Origin of the sequence: Paratractidigestivibacter sp. (assembly GCF_963660155.1) — a bacterium.
In the GTDB taxonomy this organism is placed as follows: Bacteria; Actinomycetota; Coriobacteriia; order Coriobacteriales; family Atopobiaceae; genus Paratractidigestivibacter.
This window is the reverse complement of sequence record NZ_CAVKWG010000017.1, coordinates 167634-184812: the sequence shown is the minus strand read 5'-3', so window position 1 is coordinate 184812 and position 17179 is coordinate 167634. Positions and strand designations below refer to the sequence as shown.

General features: G+C 60.3%; 19 protein-coding genes and 1 pseudogene. All 20 read left to right on the top strand.

Annotation, left to right across the window (positions count from 1 at the left end; translation table 11 throughout):
* The first annotated feature begins 50 nt into the window (after nt 1-50).
* The 20 genes and pseudogenes from U5709_RS03170 to U5709_RS03075 all read left to right on the top strand — a co-directional run bounded on the left by U5709_RS03170 (nt 51) and on the right by U5709_RS03075 (nt 17174).
* Entirely contained in the window at nt 51-1316 is a 1266-nt protein-coding gene (locus U5709_RS03170; protein WP_321972755.1) for a PocR ligand-binding domain-containing protein, read from the top strand.
* A 1-nt stretch (nt 1317) separates the two neighbouring features.
* On the top strand, nt 1318-2391 hold the full coding sequence (locus tag U5709_RS03165) for a DNA-binding response regulator (RefSeq protein ID WP_321972754.1): 1074 nt from the start codon (nt 1318-1320) through the stop codon (nt 2389-2391).
* Between the two features lie 355 nt (nt 2392-2746).
* Nucleotides 2747-3028 carry a propanediol utilization microcompartment protein PduA gene (pduA, locus tag U5709_RS03160; RefSeq protein ID WP_321972753.1) on the top strand — a complete coding sequence of 94 codons (282 nt, stop codon included), beginning with the start codon at nt 2747-2749 and terminating at the stop codon, nt 3026-3028.
* Between the two features lie 47 nt (nt 3029-3075).
* Nucleotides 3076-3882 (top strand): propanediol utilization microcompartment protein PduB, encoded by an 807-nt coding sequence (pduB, locus tag U5709_RS03155; RefSeq protein ID WP_321972752.1) that lies wholly within the window; start codon nt 3076-3078, stop codon nt 3880-3882.
* Nucleotides 3883-3898: 16 nt separating this feature from the next.
* Nucleotides 3899-5563 carry a propanediol/glycerol family dehydratase large subunit gene (locus tag U5709_RS03150; RefSeq protein WP_321972751.1) on the top strand — a complete coding sequence of 555 codons (1665 nt, stop codon included), beginning with the start codon at nt 3899-3901 and terminating at the stop codon, nt 5561-5563.
* A gap of 17 nt (nt 5564-5580) precedes the next feature.
* Entirely contained in the window at nt 5581-6288 is a 708-nt protein-coding gene (locus U5709_RS03145) for a propanediol/glycerol family dehydratase medium subunit (protein ID WP_321972750.1), read from the top strand.
* A gap of 15 nt (nt 6289-6303) precedes the next feature.
* Entirely contained in the window at nt 6304-6813 is a 510-nt protein-coding gene (locus U5709_RS03140) for a diol dehydratase small subunit (protein WP_321972749.1), read from the top strand.
* Between the two features lie 28 nt (nt 6814-6841).
* Nucleotides 6842-8671: a diol dehydratase reactivase subunit alpha gene (locus U5709_RS03135; protein WP_321972748.1), complete on the top strand. Its 1830-nt coding sequence runs from the start codon at nt 6842-6844 to the stop codon at nt 8669-8671.
* Nucleotides 8672-8674: 3 nt separating this feature from the next.
* Nucleotides 8675-9022, top strand: a complete 348-nt coding sequence (locus tag U5709_RS03130) for a glycerol dehydratase reactivase beta/small subunit family protein (RefSeq protein ID WP_321972747.1) — start codon at nt 8675-8677, stop codon at nt 9020-9022.
* Nucleotides 9023-9063: 41 nt separating this feature from the next.
* A pseudogene (locus U5709_RS10655) lies at nt 9064-9315 on the top strand (BMC domain-containing protein); the annotation flags it as partial.
* A 360-nt stretch (nt 9316-9675) separates the two neighbouring features.
* Nucleotides 9676-9951, top strand: a complete 276-nt coding sequence (locus U5709_RS03120; RefSeq protein WP_321972745.1) for a BMC domain-containing protein — start codon at nt 9676-9678, stop codon at nt 9949-9951.
* 19 nt (nt 9952-9970) lie between these two features.
* Complete coding sequence (gene pduL, locus U5709_RS03115; RefSeq protein WP_321972744.1) at nt 9971-10642, top strand: phosphate propanoyltransferase; 672 nt, start codon at nt 9971-9973, stop codon at nt 10640-10642.
* Between the two features lie 5 nt (nt 10643-10647).
* Entirely contained in the window at nt 10648-11475 is an 828-nt protein-coding gene (gene eutJ, locus U5709_RS03110; RefSeq protein ID WP_321972743.1) for an ethanolamine utilization protein EutJ, read from the top strand.
* Nucleotides 11476-11530: 55 nt separating this feature from the next.
* Nucleotides 11531-12394, top strand: coding sequence for a flavoprotein (locus U5709_RS03105; RefSeq protein WP_321972742.1), 864 nt, complete (start codon nt 11531-11533; stop codon nt 12392-12394).
* Nucleotide 12395: 1 nt separating this feature from the next.
* Complete coding sequence (locus tag U5709_RS03100) at nt 12396-12671, top strand: EutN/CcmL family microcompartment protein (RefSeq protein WP_321972741.1); 276 nt, start codon at nt 12396-12398, stop codon at nt 12669-12671.
* A gap of 2 nt (nt 12672-12673) precedes the next feature.
* Nucleotides 12674-13690 (top strand): cob(I)yrinic acid a,c-diamide adenosyltransferase, encoded by a 1017-nt coding sequence (locus U5709_RS03095; RefSeq protein WP_321972740.1) that lies wholly within the window; start codon nt 12674-12676, stop codon nt 13688-13690.
* A gap of 24 nt (nt 13691-13714) precedes the next feature.
* A complete protein-coding gene (locus U5709_RS03090) occupies nt 13715-15130 on the top strand; it encodes an aldehyde dehydrogenase family protein (RefSeq protein WP_321972739.1) in 1416 nt (471 codons plus the stop codon).
* A 41-nt stretch (nt 15131-15171) separates the two neighbouring features.
* Nucleotides 15172-16098, top strand: a complete 927-nt coding sequence (locus U5709_RS03085) for a hypothetical protein (RefSeq protein ID WP_321972738.1) — start codon at nt 15172-15174, stop codon at nt 16096-16098.
* A 76-nt stretch (nt 16099-16174) separates the two neighbouring features.
* On the top strand, nt 16175-16723 hold the full coding sequence (locus U5709_RS03080) for a BMC domain-containing protein (RefSeq protein WP_321972737.1): 549 nt from the start codon (nt 16175-16177) through the stop codon (nt 16721-16723).
* A 94-nt stretch (nt 16724-16817) separates the two neighbouring features.
* Complete coding sequence (locus tag U5709_RS03075) at nt 16818-17174, top strand: BMC domain-containing protein (RefSeq protein WP_415860346.1); 357 nt, start codon at nt 16818-16820, stop codon at nt 17172-17174.
* Nucleotides 17175-17179 lie beyond the last annotated feature (5 nt).

The following is a 17179-nucleotide window of genomic DNA, read 5'->3' as shown; positions in this document are numbered from 1 at the left end:
TGCGCCTCGTGGCTTTACGGGGCGTTGCGCATAGGGGAATAAGCTAAGGCATGGGGGATGACAAGCAGGCAACTGGTGGCACCAAGGGCATCGCCGATTACATTGATATCGACAGGCTCCAGGAAATTCAAGACGTCGCCTCTAGGGCCTTGGGAGTTGCCCTCATCATCGCCGACTACAGGGGCGTGCCCATAACCAAGATGAGTGGTTTCACACGCCACTGCACCCTCTCTCGAGAGAACAAGGACCTCGCCCTCATGTGCGAGCGTTGCGATGCCTTCGGAGGCATTCGCGCCGCCACAAGTGGCGAGCCGTGCATCTACCGCTGCCATGCGGGGCTCGTCGACTTTGCGGTTCCTCTTGTCGTCGACGGCAACTACCTGGGAGCCGTTCTCGGCGGCCAGGTCAAGCTCAAGGAGGGTGCGCCCGCTCTCGAAGACGTCGTGCCTAAGGGCACCTCCATCGTCTCCTCGCCTGAGATGCTCACGGCCCGCGACAGCATCGCCCCGATCAGCTACGACAGGCTCAAAGCTGCTGCCGAGACGGTGCGCCAGCTCATGGGCAACATCGTCGGAGGTTCCGTCGGCGACCCCGAACGCCTTACGCAGGCCATCAAGGACCGCGATTCCGAGCTTGTGGTCATGCAGGCCGCCCTTGATGAGCAGCAGCGCGAGCAGCACAAGGCAAGGCAGCAGGCCCGTCGCCTCGAGGAGGTCTTCCGCTGCTTCTTCCCAGTCATGAACGAGCTCCACTCGCTGGCAAGCTCCGAGAAGGCCGACCAGACCGACAACCTCGTCCTCGACTTCGTCGACGTCTCCCGCTACATCATGGAGACCGACTGTCGCATCGTCTCGCTTGGCGAGGAGGTCTCGCATGCCTACGCCTTACTACGGGTACTTTCCGCGCGCTACCCCGATGCCATCAAGTCTACGGTCAAGGTGCCCGAGCGACTCTACAGCACCGCCTGCCCGTTCATGACGCTTCGTCCGATTATTCTCGCATCGCTTCAGGACCCCTGGGGAGAAGCCCCCGAGGGAGGCTGCGAGCTCAACATCTGCGTTGAGGAGTCCCCAGGCCACCTTGACGTCATCGTCTCTCAGACCTGCCTTTCCCTCGGTCAGATGAGAGAGGCCGCCACGGAGCATGGTGACGGTTCGTCATTTACGATCCGCGACGCCAGCCGCCACCTTGGCGCCATGGAGGAGGGCAACCCCGGCATCCTGGTCGAGCCTCGCTCCGACGGCAAGGCAGGCTGCCTCGCGCGCTTCGTCTTGCCCTTGAACGACACAAGCCGGACGCGTTCGGCTAGGGGATAACATGAGCCAGATCATCTTGCTTGAACAGACCGAGCGCGAGCGCGAGTCCGCCTGCGCACTTCTGCGCGAGAACTTCGCCGACCACGAGGTCGTCGCGGTCTCGAACTTCAAGGACGCCCTGGACCTCGTAAAGCCCGGAGCCTGCGACCTTCTCATCGCAAACGTTCCTCGCTTCTCCTACGCCTACACCTCGTTTCTCTCGCGCGCACATGCCAACATGGGCGGCTCGCCGATCCTTGTGGTCTCCACGGCCTCCAACGCTGAGGTCTCCAGCAACGTGTGGCGCCTGGGAGTGACGGACTACCTGCTCAAGCCCTTCAGGCCCAACTGGCTCGTGTCTGCCGTGCATGTCCTTCTGAGCTCCTCTGACGAGGCCCAGTCGCTAAAGCTCGACTGGCGTCGGAAGAGCTACTTAAAAAGGCTCGGAGAGTATCTGCAGCAGTACAAGTTCAAAGAATGCGTGCAGGTCACGCGCGAGTACGTGGACTCGCTGTATGACTCGCTCGAGAGCTCCACTGAGATCGGGCGGGCGCTGGTTACCTTTGCTGAGTCTGCGGTTTCCTTCTCCGGCGGCTATGGCTCCTCGGGCCGTAGCAATGCTGAGAACTTCCTGGGTCAGCTTCGCGTCAAGCTCGAGCGCTCCAGCACCCGCTTTGACGCCTACATGCTCTACGAGAAGCTCGTGAGTCGCCTGTTTGACCTCAGGGACCGCGAGGGCGTGCAAGACGTCAGCGCCATTCAGCGCATCGTCACGCACATCGACAGAAACGTCCGCCAGGAGCTCACGCTTCAGGACATGGCCAAGTTCGCCAGCATGTCGCCTAGCTACTTCTCCAAGTACTTCAAACGCGAGACCGGCCACAACTTCGTCAGCTACGTCACGGACAGCAAGATGGAGTACGCCTGCCTCATGCTGCTTGAAAGCGACATGTCAATCATCCAGATCGCCAACGAGCTTGCATACAACGGAGCCAACTACTTCAGCAAGACCTTCAAGAAGCGCATGGGCCTTACGCCAACGGAGTACAGGGAGCAAAGCGGCGCGGCCGTTGCGGCCGTCAGCAACGAGGGGTAGAAAACCGCCGTCATTTTTTACCCACCCGCCTTGTTTTGTCAAAATAGCAAGGCGGTTGGGTTTTGTTTGCAGTCGATTTGCCCTTTTAGATGCTAGAATTAATCTTTTTTAATAAGTCACTCGAACCTGTGAGGTCAAGCAGAACTTTTGCGGACGGTCGAATAGCTTTTACGAGCGCGGTTCGGCGCCCAGGAATGTGTCGGTGACAAGAAATGGTTCACGGGGACGAAATCTAGCACCTGCAAATCAAAAAACCCCGATTGCACAATCTCATACTTTTTCGTGAAAGACCCATGCGCCAAGGTGGCGCCTGGGAACCGTTTTGGTGTGTGCCATACAACAAGGAGGTAAGCACATGCAGAGCGAAGCTTTGGGCATGGTTGAGACCAAGGGTCTCGTCGGTGCCATCGAGGCGGCTGACGCTATGGTCAAGTCCGCCAACGTCTCGCTGGTCGGCTACGAGAAGATTGGCTCCGGCCTCGTGACCGTCATGGTCCGTGGCGACGTGGGCGCCGTCAAGGCGTCTGTTGACGCCGGCGCCGCTTCCGCAGAGAAGGTCGGCCAGGTCGTCTCAGTTCACGTCATCCCGCGTCCTCACACCGACGTGGAGAAGATCATCCCCCACGGCCTCGACTGACGAAAACGCTGTCCGCGTTCGTTTAAGTAGTAAAGAAGGGATTCATCATGAATGATGAACTGGTCAACAAGGTAATGGCAGAGGTCGCCAAGACCCTTGGCGTCAACACCGCTAGCAGCTCCACCGTTGCCGCGACCCACGTCACCCCCAACACCGGCTGCAACCTCACCGAGTACGTCGGTACCGCCATCGGCCACACCATCGGCCTGGTCATCGCCAACGTGGACCGTCAGATGCGCGAGAAGTTCGGCCTGGACGAGAAGTATCGCTCCATCGGCATCGTCGGCGACCGTACCGGCGCCGGCCCCCAGATCTTCGCCGCCGACGAAGCCGTCAAGGCTACCAACACCGAGATCCTCAAGATCGAGACCCCTCGTGACACCGAGGGCGGCGCTGGTCACGGCTGTCTAATCGTCTTCGGCGCCGAGGACGTCTCCGACGCCCGTCGTGCTGTCGAGGTCACCCTCGCCGAAACCGAGACCCACTTCGGCGACGTCTACGGCAACTCCGCCGGTCACCTTGAGTTCCAGTATACCGCCCGCGCTTCCTACGCCTGCAACAAGGCCTGGGGCGCTCCCGTGGGCAAGGCCTTCGGCCTGACCGTCGGCGGCCCCGCCGCCATCGGCGTCCTGCTCGGCGATACCGCCGTCAAGGCTGCCACCGTCGACGTCATCGACGTCTCCAGCCCCGCCAATGGCACCAGCTTCTCCAACGAGGTCATCACCACCTTCACCGGCGACTCTGGCGCTGTCAAGCAGGCCATCATCGCCGCGCGCGAGGTTGGTATGCAGGTCCTCGGATCCATGGAGCCCTCCGAGGAGCTCAAGTCCACCACGACTCCGTACATCATCTAGGAAGGAGTCGTAGACAATGCCTAAGTCCAAGCGCTTTGAGGTCCTCAACGAGCGCCCGATCCACAAGGACGGCTTCGTTACCGAGTGGCCTGAGGTCGGCTTCGTTGCCACCGAGAGCCCCAACGACCCCGTTCCCTCCATCAAGGTCCAGAACGGTATCGTCGTCGAGATGGACGGCAAGACCCGCGATCAGTTCGACATGATCGACGTCTTTATCGCCGACACCGCCATCCGTCTGGACAACGCCGAAAAGGCCATGGCTACCCCGTCTCTCGACATCGCCCGCATGATGGTTGATATCAACGTCTCTCGCGACCAGGTCCTGGACTACACCCTGTCCTGCACCCCGGCCAAGCTGACCGAGATCACCAACCAGCTCAACATCGTTGAGATCATGATGGCCATCCAGAAGATGCGCTGCCGTGCGTATCCTTCCAACCAGTGCCACACCACCAACGTCCGCGACAACCCCGTCCTTCTTGCCGCCGACGCGGCTGAGGGCGCCCTTCGCGGCTTTGACGAGCAGGAGACCACCGTCGCGGTTACCCGCTACGCCCCGTTCAACGCCATCGCCATTCTCGTTGGCACCCAGTCCGCTCGCCCGGGCATCCTGACTCAGTGCTCCCTCGAGGAGGCCACCGAGCTTCAGATGGGCATGCGTGGCTTCACCGCTTACGCCGAGACCATCTCCGTCTACGGCACTGAGAACGTCTTCATGGACGGCGACGACACGCCTTACTCCAAAGCCTTCCTCGCCTCCTGCTACGCTTCCCGCGGCATGAAGATGCGCTTTACATCCGGCACCGGTTCTGAGGTCCAGATGGGCTTCGCCGAAGGCAAGTCTATGCTCTATCTCGAGGCTCGCTGCCTCGCCATCACCAAGGGCGCGGGCGTTCAAGGCACCCAGAACGGCTCCGTCTCCTGCATCGGCGTCCCTGCTGCCGTCCCCGGCGGCCTTCGCACCGTTGCGGCCGAGAACCTGCTGTCCATGATGCTCGACCTCGAGTCCACCACCTCCAACGACCAGACCTTCACCCACTCTGATCTGCGTCGTTCGGTCCGCTCCATGCCCCAGTTCCTCCCGGGCACCGACTTCATCTGCTCCGGTTACGCCAACGAGCCGAACTACGACAACATGTTCGCCGGCTCCAACTGGGATGCTCACGACTTCGACGACTGGTGCGTCATTCAGCGCGACATGAAGGTCGACGCTGGCTTGCGCCCGGCCAAGGAGGAGGAGGTCGTCAAAGCTCGTAACTACGCTGCCCGAGCCCTCCAGGGCCTGTTCCGTGAGCTTGGTCTCCCGCCGATCACCGACGAGGAGGTCGAGGCCGCAACCTACGCCGATGGCTCAAACGACATGCCGCAGCGCAACATCAACGAGGACCTCAAGGCCGTCGAGGATATGATGAACCGCGGCACCAACGCCGTCGACCTCATCCGCGCTCTTGACAAGGCTGGCTACCAGCCCGTCGCCGAGGCCATTTTCGGCATGATGAAGCAGCGCATCTCCGGTGACTATCTCCACACTTCCTCCCTTGTCACCAAGGATTGGAAGGTCGAGTCCGCCGTCAACAAGCCCAACACCTATCAGGGCCCGCAGACCGGCTATCAGATGTCTGAGGAGCGCTGGAACGAGATCAAGGCCATTCCTTGGGCCGTCGATCCCAAGACCATCTAAGAGAGGGGGTACTCACAGTGAACATTGATGAGGCAACGCTGCGCGCCATCGTCGAAAAGGTCGTCGCCGACGTCGTCGCCGGTGAACAAGCTGCTCCTGCTGGCGAGGTGACCAAGAGCAAGGAGGGCGGTTTCGCCCAGGTTCCCGGTACCGCCACCGCCACCACCGGCACCCAGGAGGGGATGACCCTCACCGAGACTGGTGAGGCTCCCAAGGGTACCGATGCCAACGAGGTCGTCGTCGGCATCGCCGCCGCTTTCGGCAAGTATCAGCACGAGAACATCGTGCACGTACCTCACACCCAGATCCTTCGTGAGGTTCTCGCCGGCATCGAGGAGGAGGGCTGCAAGTGGCGCGTTGTGCGCGTCTATCGCACCTCCGACGTCTCCTTCGTCGCCCACGACGCCGCCGAGTGGTCCGGCTCCGGCATCGGCATCGGCATCCAATCCAAGGGCACCACGGTCATTCACCAGAAGGACCTGCCGCCCCTGAACAACCTTGAGCTTTTTCCGCAGTGCCCGCTTATCGATCTTGAGACCTACCGTCAGATCGGCAAGAACGCCGCTATGTACGCCAAGGGAGAGAGCCCCACGCCCGTTCCGATGAAGAACGACCAGATGGCCCGTCCTGCCTTCCAGGCCGTGTCCGCTCTTCTCCACATCAAGGAGACCGAGCACACCGACCGCAATCGCAAGCCGCAGTCCGTCGACGTCAATTTCGCGTAGGGGAGGAGGAAAATAATGGATCAGGATACCCTCATGAAGGAGGTCGTCGCTCAGGTGCTTCAGGCCATGGGCAACACCACCTCCTCCACCACCACCTCTTGCCAGACCTCTGGCACCAAGGTCACCTCTGCTCAGTACCCGCTTGGCGAGCACATCCCCGAGCAGATCAAGACCCCGACCGCTATTCCTCTGACCGACATCAAGTACGAGGATGTCATCAGCGGTAAGCTCAACTTCAAGGACTTCGGCATCACCCGCGAGACCCTTGAGCTTCAGGCCCAGGTCGCCGAGTCCGTGCGTCGTGACCCGTTCGCGGGCAACATGCGTCGCGCCGGCGAGCTCATCCCCATCCCCGATGAGCGCCTCCTCGAGATGTACAACGCTCTGCGTCCGTACCGCTCCACCAAGCAGGAGCTTCTCGACATCGCCACCGAGCTCGAGACCAAGTACGACGCCAAGGTCTGCGGCAAGCTTGTTCGTGACGCCGCCGACATCTACGAGAAGCGCGACCGTCTCAAGAAGTAATTCAATTCTTTCTGTCAAGGGAAGACCGATGAAACTTATTGCTGGTATTGACATCGGAAATGCCACGACAGAGACTGCCCTCGCCCGCATCTCTGATGCGGGCGAGGCCCAGTTTTTGTCTAGTGCCACTGTGCCCACCACGGGCATCAAGGGCACCCTTCAAAACATCAATGGCATCTTCCACTCCCTTACGATTGCCACCCAGAAGGCCGGTCTGGAAGTCTCTGACGTCCAGGAGATCCTGCTGAACGAAGCGGCCCCCGTCATTGGTGACGTCGCCATGGAGACGGTCACAGAGACCATCATCACTGAGTCGACCATGATCGGCCACAACCCCGCCACACCTGGCGGCCAGGGTGTCGGCGTGGGCGAGACGATAGACATCGAGGAGCTCATTGCCGCTCCTGCAGGAAAGGACTACATCGCGGTCATTGCCCCGAGCGTTGACTTCGAGAAGGCGGCTCGCCTCATCAATGAGGCCGATGCTGCAGGCAAGAGCGTCACCGCTGCCATCGTCAAGAAGGACGACGGCGTCCTCATCAACAACCGTCTCAACCACAAGATTCCCATCGTGGACGAGGTCAGGCTCATTGAGAAGGTCCCTCTGGGCATGCGTTGTGCCGTTGAAGTCGCAGGTGTTGGCGACGTTGTTCAGACGCTGTCCAACCCCTTCGGCATCGCCACGGTCTTCGGCCTTGACTCTGAAGAGGTGAAGCAGGTCGTGCCCATCTCCCGTGCCCTTATCGGCAACCGTTCCGCGGTAGTCATCAAGACTCCCGAGGGAGATGTCAAGGAGCGTAGGATTCCGGCTGGCAAGATCGAGTTCGAGAGCTCTAACGGCCACATCGAGCGTATCGATGTCGACGCCGGCGCCGAAAAGATCATGGCCTCAGAGGGCAAGTGTGGCGAGATCGTCGACGTTCGAGGCGAGCCCGGCACCAACGCCGGCGGTATGCTCGAGAACGTTCGCCTCGTCATGTCCAAGCTCACCAACAAGCACCCCAAAGACATCAAGATCCAAGATCTTCTCGCCGTGGACACGTTCACGCCGCAGGAGGTCAAGGGTGGCCTTGCAAACGAGTTCTCCCAGGAGAACGCAGTAGGCGTTGCCGCCATGGTCCAGGCCGACAGGCTCGCCATGCAGTCCATCGCCGACGACTTCGCCCGCCAGGTCGAGATTCCCGTGCGCGTTGGCGGCGTAGAGGCAGACATGGCAATCCGTGGCGCCCTCACGACGCCCGGCACCACCAAGCCCATCGCAATTCTGGATATGGGAGCCGGCTCCACCGACGCCTCCATCGTCAACAATCAGGGTGAGATTCACTTCATTCACCTTGCTGGCGCCGGTAACATGGTCACCATGCTCATCCAGTCCGAGATGGGCCTTGACAGCTTCGATGTTGCCGAGGATGTCAAGAAGTATCCTCTGGCAAAGGTGGAAAGCCTCTTCCACATTCGCCACGAGAACGGCACGGTCGAGTTCTTCACCGAGCCGCTTGACCCCTCCGTCTTCGCTAAGGTCGTCGTCCTTAAGGACGGAGATCTTGTGCCCATCGACACCAACCTCACGATGGAGCGGGTCCGCATCATCCGCCAGGATGCAAAGCGCAAGGTGTTCGTCACCGATGCTCTACGCGCCCTCAAGCGAGTTAGTCCCACCGGTGAGGTCCGCGACATCGGCTTTGTCGTCATGGTCGGCGGCTCTTCTCTTGACTTCGAGGTTCCCACCATGATCACCGACGCTCTTTCCCACTACAAGATCGTCGCTGGTCGAGGCAACATCAGGGGCACCGAGGGCCCGCGCAATGCCGTCGCTACCGGTCTGGTCCTTTCCATGACCGCAGGCGGAGGTGTTTAAGACATGCCTGTCCTCAACCCCGTTAAGCCTGACATCTGCGTCAAGTGCTCTCCCAATCATTCCGCAGACGTGCTCCGCACGATTCTTCTTGGCATGGAGGAGGAGGGGATTCCCTTCCACCTAGCTGAGGAAGCACAAATAGATGCTATGGCGCTTGCCTGGGAGGCCTCTGAGGAGTCCAGATTGGACGTTGGAGTAGGGGTCGACGACAAGAATGTCGTTTTGGGCTTCGCTAAGCTAAAAGCTGATAAACCGCTGTTTGTTGTTCCTGTTTCTGCTGGTAACGAGAAGGTTCGGGACCTAGGAGCAAATGCCGCAAGACTTGTCAAGCGCATGCCTTTCAAGATGTGATCTCTTCTCAAAGATGAAATTATTCGTGGAGGTGATTTGAGATGAAACAGAGTCTGGGACTTATTGAGACCTACGGCCTTTGCGCCGGAATCGAGGCGGCTGATGCCGCCGTGAAGTCTGCCAACGTTACCTTAATCGGCTATGAGCTGGCCATGGGCGACGGCATGACGACCATCAAGATCTCGGGCGACGTGGGTGCAGTTAAGGCCGCGGTCGACTCCGCGAAGGCTGCCGCCAGCAAGGTTGGTCAGGTCGCCAGTGCACATGTCATCCCCCGCCCCGCCGAGAACCTCGCCGGTCTTGTCTTCAACAAGCGCACCCTCGGATCCATGCCTGGCGCTCGTGCTGACGTCAAGGGCAACTCTCCGCTCTCCGCTTCCTACGTCCCCCCCGCGCCCATGGCTGAGGCGAAGCCTGTCGCCAAGCCCAAGCCCGAGCCTGCGCCCAAGGCGGAGCCCAAGGCGGAGCCCAAGGCGGAGCCCAAGCCTGCCCCAAAGCCTGAGCCCAAGGCCGAGTCTGCGCCTAAGGCAGAGATAAAGCCGGCCCCCAAGCATGCCTCGGGTCCTGAGAAGCCGGGGCCCAAGGGCGACGGCTCCGAGGGTGGTCCTAGCAAGAAGTAACGTCCTTCCTATCTCTGAGAAACGAGGTAAGACATGAACGAAGCTCTCGGCATGATTGAGACCAAGGGCCTCGATGGCGCCGACGAGGCCGCCGATGCCATGACCAAGTCTGCCAACGTGCAGCTTGCCGGATACGAGAAGATCGGCTCCGGCCTCGTGACCGTCATGGTCCGCGGCGACGTGGGTGCTGTCAAGGCCGCCGTCGACGCCGGCGCTGCCGGCGCATCCCAGGTCGGCCAGGTCGTCTCCGAACACGTCATCCCGCGTCCCCACACGGACATTGAGAAGATCGTCCCCAAGACCGTCTAAGCACTAAGGGGTATTTCCGATGGACCTGACTACATCCGATAACAGCACGCTGGCTGCGTACGTGACCAAGCTTGTCATGGACGAGCTTGCCAAGTACGAGCAGCCTTCGCGCAAGGTCAAGGTTGGCGTTTCAAACCGCCACATCCACTTAGACCGTACCGCGATGGACGTGCTGTTTGGCAAGGACAGTGAGCTGCGCCCCAAAAAGAAGCTGGGCCAGCCTGGCCAGTTTGCAGCTGAGGAGACTGTCACTCTGAGGGGTTCCCGTGGCGAGCTCAAGCGCGTTCGCGTCCTCGGTCCCCTTCGTGCCCAGACTCAGGTCGAGATTTGCGTTACCGACGGCTTTGCCGTTGGCGTCAAGCCCCCCGTCCGTGAATCCGGCCAGCTTGAGGGCACTCCCGGCATCGAGGTCATCGGACCCAAGGGTTCAGTCGTCCTCGAGGAGGGCGTCATCGTCGCGCTTCGTCACATTCACATGCACACGGACGATGCCAAGCGCTTTGGCGTCAAGAACGGACAGATTGTTAAGGTGAAGGTGGGCGGAGACCGTGGCGGAGTTCTTGACAACGTCGTGATTCGCGTCAGCCCCAAGTACGCACTTGAGATGCACATTGACGTGGACGAGGCTAACGGCCTTGGCATCGCCACTGGCGACTACGTCGAGGTTCTTGATTCGAATTGTGAGGCATAGGCAAGATGGGTGACGAGCTGGCTCAGGCCAACAAAATCCTCAAGGAGTTCGAGCATCTGGTAGAGACGGGGGAGACCCGCGAGTACTCTGGCCGGCTCCGCTGTGGCGTCGACCTTGGCACCGCAAACATCGTTCTTGCCGTCGTGGACGAGAACAACACACCGATCGCTGGCGCGTCCTGTCCGTCCAAGGTTGTGCGTGACGGCGTTGTTATTGACTACGTCGGCGCAGTTCGCGTTGTTACCCGCCTCAAGGCTCAGCTTGAGCAAGCACTGGGTGTCGAGCTTGAAACCGGCGCCTGTGCTATTCCCCCAGGCGTTGCCGAGGGCAGCACTAAGGCCCTCGGCAACGTTGTGGAGGGTGCCGGCTTCAAACTGGCCGGCATTCTGGACGAACCGTCTGCTGCGGCACTCGTTCTTGGCATCGACAACGGAGCCGTCGTCGATGTCGGTGGTGGTACGACCGGCATCAGTGTGCTTCATGACGGTAAAGTCACCTTTACTGCCGATGAGCCCACTGGTGGCGGCCATATGACCCTGGTTCTTTCCGGGGCCCTAGGCATCGATTCCGACGAGGCCGAAATCATGAAACGCGACCCTGCACAGCAGCGCGAGGTCTTTGCTGTGGTCAAGCCCACGGTCGAGAAGATGGCCGCAATCGTCAAGAAGTACGTTGACCAGAAACCTGTCGACATCATCTACGTTGTTGGCGGAGCCTGCAGCTTTGACGACTTCGAGGCTACCTTTGAGAAGTTCATCGACATTCCGGTTGTCAAGCCCCATGCCCCGCTTCTCGTGACGCCTCTCGGCATTGCCTTTGGCTGTGGTAACTAAACACTTGTTTTATCGCCCGTTCTTCTGATCGGCATCGAGGGAGGTAATAGAGCACATGCACGAGAATCTCAACGAGACAATTGAGAACGCGGTGCGCACCGTCATTCGTAGCTATATCGAGGCTATTCGCGCTCGTCAGCTCAATGTGCTTGTTGTCTTCACTGGCGCCAAGCTTGGTTGCGCCGATGCTGTTGCTTCTCTTTCGACCCTTAGGGACAAGGGCTATGCATTCAATGTGCTGATGAGTGAGAAGGCTGCCTCCATCCTTGACATCGAGTCCATCGACCAGGCGCTTCTACCTCAGAATATCTGGGTGGGACAGCCCCCAGTCCACGCCGAGCAGCTTGCCCGTGAGGCTGACACGATCGTCGTCCCAACGCTCTCTGCAAGCTCTTGCTCGCACGTGGCCAACATCCTCACCGACACCCCTGCCCAGGCCTGCATAACCGAGAGCCTGATGCTTGGAAAGTCCGTGATCTGTGCCGTCGATGGCTGCTGCCCGGACAACCCGCTTCGCGCCGAGGAAGGCTTCAAGTTCACCGAGGCCATGGCCCAGCGCATGCGCGACAACCGTGACGCCGTGCGCGACTATGGCGCTGCCTTCACCCCGGCCTCAAAGCTTGCGGACAAAGTGCTCTCCGTTCAGGAGCAGGCCCTTAGGGCCGCCCTTGGCCTGGCCGAAGCCTCCGCGGCGCCTTCTTCCGCTTCGGCCTGCGCCAAGGCGGCGTCGGCGGCGACCGCGCCTTCTGGCTCGGTCGTCTATGAGGGTGGAAACGTTCTTAGCGCCACATTCGTTCGAACTCTTGCGGCGGGCACCGTGGTGAGCGTTCCCGAGGGTACGCTCGTCTCGCCGCTTGCACGCGACCTTGCTCGCACCAACAACATCACTCTTATTTCATTGGGAAGGCAGGCCGACTGACATGCATCTTGGTAGAGTCATCGGAAACATCGTCTCCACGAGCAAATGCGAGCAGCTTATCGGCTTCAAACTTCTTATCGTTGAGCCCCTCGACGAGCACCTGCAGCGCAACGGGCAGGCCGAGATCGCCGTCGACGCCGTAGGCGCCGGCAACGGCGAGATCGTCTTTGTCGTAGACGGCTCCTCCGCACGTCACCTCTTCCAACCCGAGAAGCCCGACTCGACCCCGATTGACGCCGCAATCATCGGAATCGTGGACTCCGTCGAGGTGGGGTAGAGATGGCCAATCTCTATACAAAGACTGGCGACAAGGGGACGACCGCCCTGGTTGGCGGATCGCGCGTTGCCAAGTCCGATCTCAAGGTAGAGTGCTACGGCACGGTTGACGAGGCCATCAGCGCCCTTGGCTTTGCCCGCACCCAGACCAGCTCCGAGTTTGTCGGTGAGATGATCCACAAGGTCGAGACCCGCCTGTTTGCCGTGGGCGCCGAGCTTGCTGCAGACGAGAAGGGCCTTAAGAAGCTCATGGGTCTCAAGCCCACCGGCTCTGAGGATGAGCTCTCCTTCGTACCCGTCACCGAGAAAGACATCGCCTACCTCGAGGGCGTCGTCGACAAGATCACCTCCCTCGTCGGCAAGCAACACGAGTTTGTCGTTCCCGGCGTCAACGCCTCCAGCGGCGCTCTTCATGTCGCACGCACCATCGTGCGCAAGGCCGAGCGCAGGGTGGTGGAGCTTTCCTCCACCGAGGAGGTCCGACCCGTCGTACAGAAGTACCTCAACAGGCTCTCCGACCTCGTCTTTGCGCTTGCTCGCTATGAGGAGGAGATGCCTGCTCGCGAAGAGCTTTGCGAACGAGTTATCGCGGCCGTTAAGGAGACCCTTGGCATGAGTGATTCCAACAAGCAGTTCAACCTCGAGACTCTCCAGGGCATGGCCCTGAGGGCGCAGGAGAAGGCCCGCGAGCTTGGCGTGCCTTGCGTTTTTGCTGCCGTCGACGACGGAGGCAACCTGGTGCTCTTTCAGCGCATGGAGGGCTCGCTTCTCATCAGCATGGACGTGGCCCAGGGTAAGGCCTTCACTGCCATGTCCATGAAGATGCCCACTGACGAGGTCGGCAAGCTTTGCCAGCCTGGTCAGCCGTTCTATGGGCTTGAGAACAGCAAACCCGGCAAGTTCGTCTTGTTTGGTGGCGGCTTCCCGTTCGTTGTCGATGGCAAGGTCGTCGGTGGTATCGGTGTTTCCGGTGGCACCGCCGAGCAGGATATGGAGATTGCACGCTACGCCATGGCGTAGGGGATGTAAGAAAGGGGAATTTGGATGCACGTTGATTCCAAGACCATCGAGCAGATCGTGGGGCGGGTACTGAGCCAGATTAACGCCGCCGATGTCGCTCCCGCACCCGCTGCCGCCGACTGCGGTGACTGGGGCGTCTTCGAGACCATGGACGCTGCCATCGAGGCCTCCGACAGGGCTTGGCACGAGTACCTCAGCCATTCCATGGCTGACCGCGACAAATACGTCACCGCCATCCGCGAGATCTTCACCGATCCCGAGATGCTCGAGCACCTCTCCGTCGAGGCCGTGCGTCAGTCCGGCATGGGCAAGATTGAGGACAAGATCACCAAGAACCGTCTTGCCGCCCTCAAGTCCCCGGGCGTCGAGGACCTCACCACCGAGGCTCTCTCCGGCGATGACGGCCTGACCCTCATCGAGTACTCGCCGTTTGGTGTCATCGGTGCCATCACCCCGACCACCAACCCCTCAGAGACCATCATCTGCAACTCCATTGGCATGCTCGCTGCAGGCGACACCGTGGTCTTCTCCCCGCACCCTCGTGCCAAGAAGCTCTCCGTCGAGATGGTGCAGCTGATCAACCGAACCCTCGTCAACCTCGGAGCCCCCGCTAACCTCGTCTCCATGGTGCGCGAGCCCTCCATCGAGGCTACCAACGCCATGATGAGCCACCCGAAGGTGCGCATGCTCGTGGCCACCGGTGGCCCCGGCATCGTCAACGCCGTTCTGTCCAGCGGCAAGAAGGCCATCGGCGCTGGCCCCGGCAACCCGCCCGCCGTCGTCGACGAGACCGCCGACCTCGAGCAGGCCGCCCGCGACATCATCAACGGCCACACATTCGACAATAACCTTCCCTGCATCGCCGAGAAGGAGGTCATCGTCGTTGACTCTGTTGCCGACATGCTGATTCACAACATGAAGAAGAACGGTGCCTACCTGGTCAAGAACCAGCAGACCATCGAGAACCTGGTCAACCTCGTTACCAAGAACGGCAAGCCCGTCACCGAGTTCGTCGGCAAATCCGCCAAGTACATCTTCGAGAAGATCGGCGTTCAGATTGATGACGACGTCCGCTGCATTCTCATTGAGACCACCGAGGACCACCCGTTCGTCCAGATTGAGCTCATGATGCCGATCCTGCCCGTCGTGCGCGTGGCCAACGTCGACGAGGCCATTGACATGGCCGTACGCGTCGAGCACGGTAACCGCCACTCCGCTATGATGCACTCCAAGAACGTCGACAAACTCTCAAAGATGGCCAAGCTCATCCAGACGACCATCTTCGTCAAGAACGGTCCTTCCTATGCTGGCCTAGGCGCCGGTGGCATGGGTATTGCCACCTTTACCATCGCTGGCCCCACCGGCGAGGGCCTTACTTCCGCTAAGTCCTTCTGCCGTAAGCGTAAGTGCGTACTCGTAGGCGGCCTGGACGTCCGCTAAAAGCACTGTTGTATTTGTTCAACTAAGATACGGAGAAAGAAATGGAAATTCTTCCTATCATCGCCGGCTTCGGTGGCGGCGTGCTGGGTGCCTACATGGGCGCTCTGCCTGCCTTCATCATGACGGGCCTCTTCGCCCTGATCGGTGGCATACTGCAGGCTGCTGGCGTCAGCGCTGATGTCTCCCTGCTCCAGATCGCTTTTGCTTCCTTTATCGGTCCGCACACCGCCTTCGCTGGTGGCGTCGCCGCTGCTGCTTACGCAGGCAGCAAGAAGAAACTCGACTCCGGCGCTGACATCTGCGCCGCCCTGTTTGGCCTCGGCTCCGCCGACGTCATCCTCGTCGGCGGCATCTTCGGCCTCGTGGGCGCTCTGCTTCTCCAGATCATCGGCATGATTCCCGTCTTCGGCACCATCACCGATGGGCCTGGCACCTGCGTCTTTATCATCGGCGTGTTCTGCCGTCTCGTCTTTGGCAAGTCCGGCCTGACCGGCGCCTTCGAGGGCGAGAAGCACAACTACGTCTCCCAGGGTGGCGCCTTCACAACCAACCTCATGCTTGGCCTTGGCGTCGGCATCGCCGTCTCCGCCTTTGCCGCCATCTTCTACGAGGCTGGTAACATCACCGCTCTGAGCATGTGGCCGTTCATCTGCTTCGGCTTCTCTGCCGTGACCCTGGTCTTCACCCAGACCGGCTTCGCCGTGCCCTCCACGCACCACATGACGCTCATCGGCGCCTACGCCTCTGTCATCGGCGTGACCGCTTTCGGCACCGTCGGCGGCATCTGCTTCGGCACCCTGTTCGCCGTCATTGCCGCCCTCGTTGGCGACTTTGCCGCTTGCACCCTCAACACCAAGGTCGACTCTCACATCGACCCGCCTGCGACCACCATCTGGATTCTCGCCTGCATCGTGCACCTCATCGGTGCCGCCCTTGGCGCCCCTCTCGGCGGTATCATCGTCGGCTAGTCCTTACCAGCAAGCGCTTATGGGCGACCGATGGGCTTGCCCACCGGTCGTCCATTTCCAATGAAGGGCATCTACCATGAGCGTTTCAATTGGCCTGATCGAGCTCACCAGCATCCCCGTCGGTTACGAGACCGTCGATGCCATGCTCAAGGCCGCCAACGTTGAACTTCTCCGCGCAGCGCCCTCATGTCCCGGCAAGTATCTTGTTGTTATCGCAGGTAACGTCGGATCGGTGGCAACCGCCTGCGCCGCTGCCGAGCGCACCGCCTCCAAGAAGGCCATTTTGTGCCGTGCCATCAACCACCTCGCTGACTCCGTCGCCGACGCACTCAAGCAGGCTTCTCGTGACGTCAAGGTTAAGTCTCTTGGCTGCGTCGAGACCCGCACTGGCCTTGGTGCGATTCTCATCGCGGACCATCTCGTCAAAGCCGGCCGCATCGACCTCATGAGCATCCGAATTGCACAGGGGATCGGCGGCAAGGGCTACGTGAACTTCACGGGTGAGATTGCCGCCGTCAACACCGCCATCGCCGCTTGCATTGCCAAGTGCGATGACCCCAAGCTGATCATGAGCACGTGTGCTATCGCGACTCCGCATCCCGATTTAGTGGCACATATACGATAAATTTTTGCAGTCCTTTGAACCTATCGTTTAATTTAGCCGCTAGTTAAGGAGGGTTTTTATGTCTGAGGGCCTCAACCTCAACGACATTGGCGTGATGCAGGACGGCAAGCTCCGCATCATCCAGGAGTCCGTCCCGGGCAAGCAGGTTACCCTTGCCCATGTCATCGCCAGTCCCGATGAGATTATCTTCAACAAGCTGGGCCTTGACCCCACGGTGGACTACGACCAGGCCGCCATCGGCATCCTTTCCATGACGCCTTCCGAGATTGCCGTCATCGCCGCAGACGTTGCCAACAAGTCCTCCAAGATCGAGATGGGTTTTATCGACCGCTTCAGCGGCACGCTCATCATCACTGGTCGCATCTCCAACGTCCAGTCCGCCATCAAGAGCATCCTCATCTACCTCCAGACGCGCCTTGGCTTCACGGTGTGCGAGATCACCCGTACCTAAATAGA

Excerpts from the sequence above, each read along its gene's own strand:
- U5709_RS03170 (WP_321972755.1), top strand. The coding sequence starts at position 51 with ATGGGGGATGACAAGCAGGCAACTGGTGGCACCAAGGGCATCGCCGAT.
- U5709_RS03165 (WP_321972754.1), top strand. The coding sequence starts at position 1,318 with ATGAGCCAGATCATCTTGCTTGAACAGACCGAGCGCGAGCGCGAGTCC.
- pduA (WP_321972753.1), top strand. The coding sequence starts at position 2,747 with ATGCAGAGCGAAGCTTTGGGCATGGTTGAGACCAAGGGTCTCGTCGGT.
- pduB (WP_321972752.1), top strand. The coding sequence starts at position 3,076 with ATGAATGATGAACTGGTCAACAAGGTAATGGCAGAGGTCGCCAAGACC.
- U5709_RS03150 (WP_321972751.1), top strand. The coding sequence starts at position 3,899 with ATGCCTAAGTCCAAGCGCTTTGAGGTCCTCAACGAGCGCCCGATCCAC.
- U5709_RS03140 (WP_321972749.1), top strand. The coding sequence starts at position 6,304 with ATGGATCAGGATACCCTCATGAAGGAGGTCGTCGCTCAGGTGCTTCAG.
- U5709_RS03135 (WP_321972748.1), top strand. The coding sequence starts at position 6,842 with ATGAAACTTATTGCTGGTATTGACATCGGAAATGCCACGACAGAGACT.
- U5709_RS03130 (WP_321972747.1), top strand. The coding sequence starts at position 8,675 with ATGCCTGTCCTCAACCCCGTTAAGCCTGACATCTGCGTCAAGTGCTCT.
- U5709_RS03120 (WP_321972745.1), top strand. The coding sequence starts at position 9,676 with ATGAACGAAGCTCTCGGCATGATTGAGACCAAGGGCCTCGATGGCGCC.
- pduL (WP_321972744.1), top strand. The coding sequence starts at position 9,971 with ATGGACCTGACTACATCCGATAACAGCACGCTGGCTGCGTACGTGACC.
- eutJ (WP_321972743.1), top strand. The coding sequence starts at position 10,648 with ATGGGTGACGAGCTGGCTCAGGCCAACAAAATCCTCAAGGAGTTCGAG.
- U5709_RS03105 (WP_321972742.1), top strand. The coding sequence starts at position 11,531 with ATGCACGAGAATCTCAACGAGACAATTGAGAACGCGGTGCGCACCGTC.
- U5709_RS03100 (WP_321972741.1), top strand. The coding sequence starts at position 12,396 with ATGCATCTTGGTAGAGTCATCGGAAACATCGTCTCCACGAGCAAATGC.
- U5709_RS03095 (WP_321972740.1), top strand. The coding sequence starts at position 12,674 with ATGGCCAATCTCTATACAAAGACTGGCGACAAGGGGACGACCGCCCTG.
- U5709_RS03090 (WP_321972739.1), top strand. The coding sequence starts at position 13,715 with ATGCACGTTGATTCCAAGACCATCGAGCAGATCGTGGGGCGGGTACTG.
- U5709_RS03085 (WP_321972738.1), top strand. The coding sequence starts at position 15,172 with ATGGAAATTCTTCCTATCATCGCCGGCTTCGGTGGCGGCGTGCTGGGT.
- U5709_RS03080 (WP_321972737.1), top strand. The coding sequence starts at position 16,175 with ATGAGCGTTTCAATTGGCCTGATCGAGCTCACCAGCATCCCCGTCGGT.
- U5709_RS03075 (WP_415860346.1), top strand. The coding sequence starts at position 16,818 with ATGCAGGACGGCAAGCTCCGCATCATCCAGGAGTCCGTCCCGGGCAAG.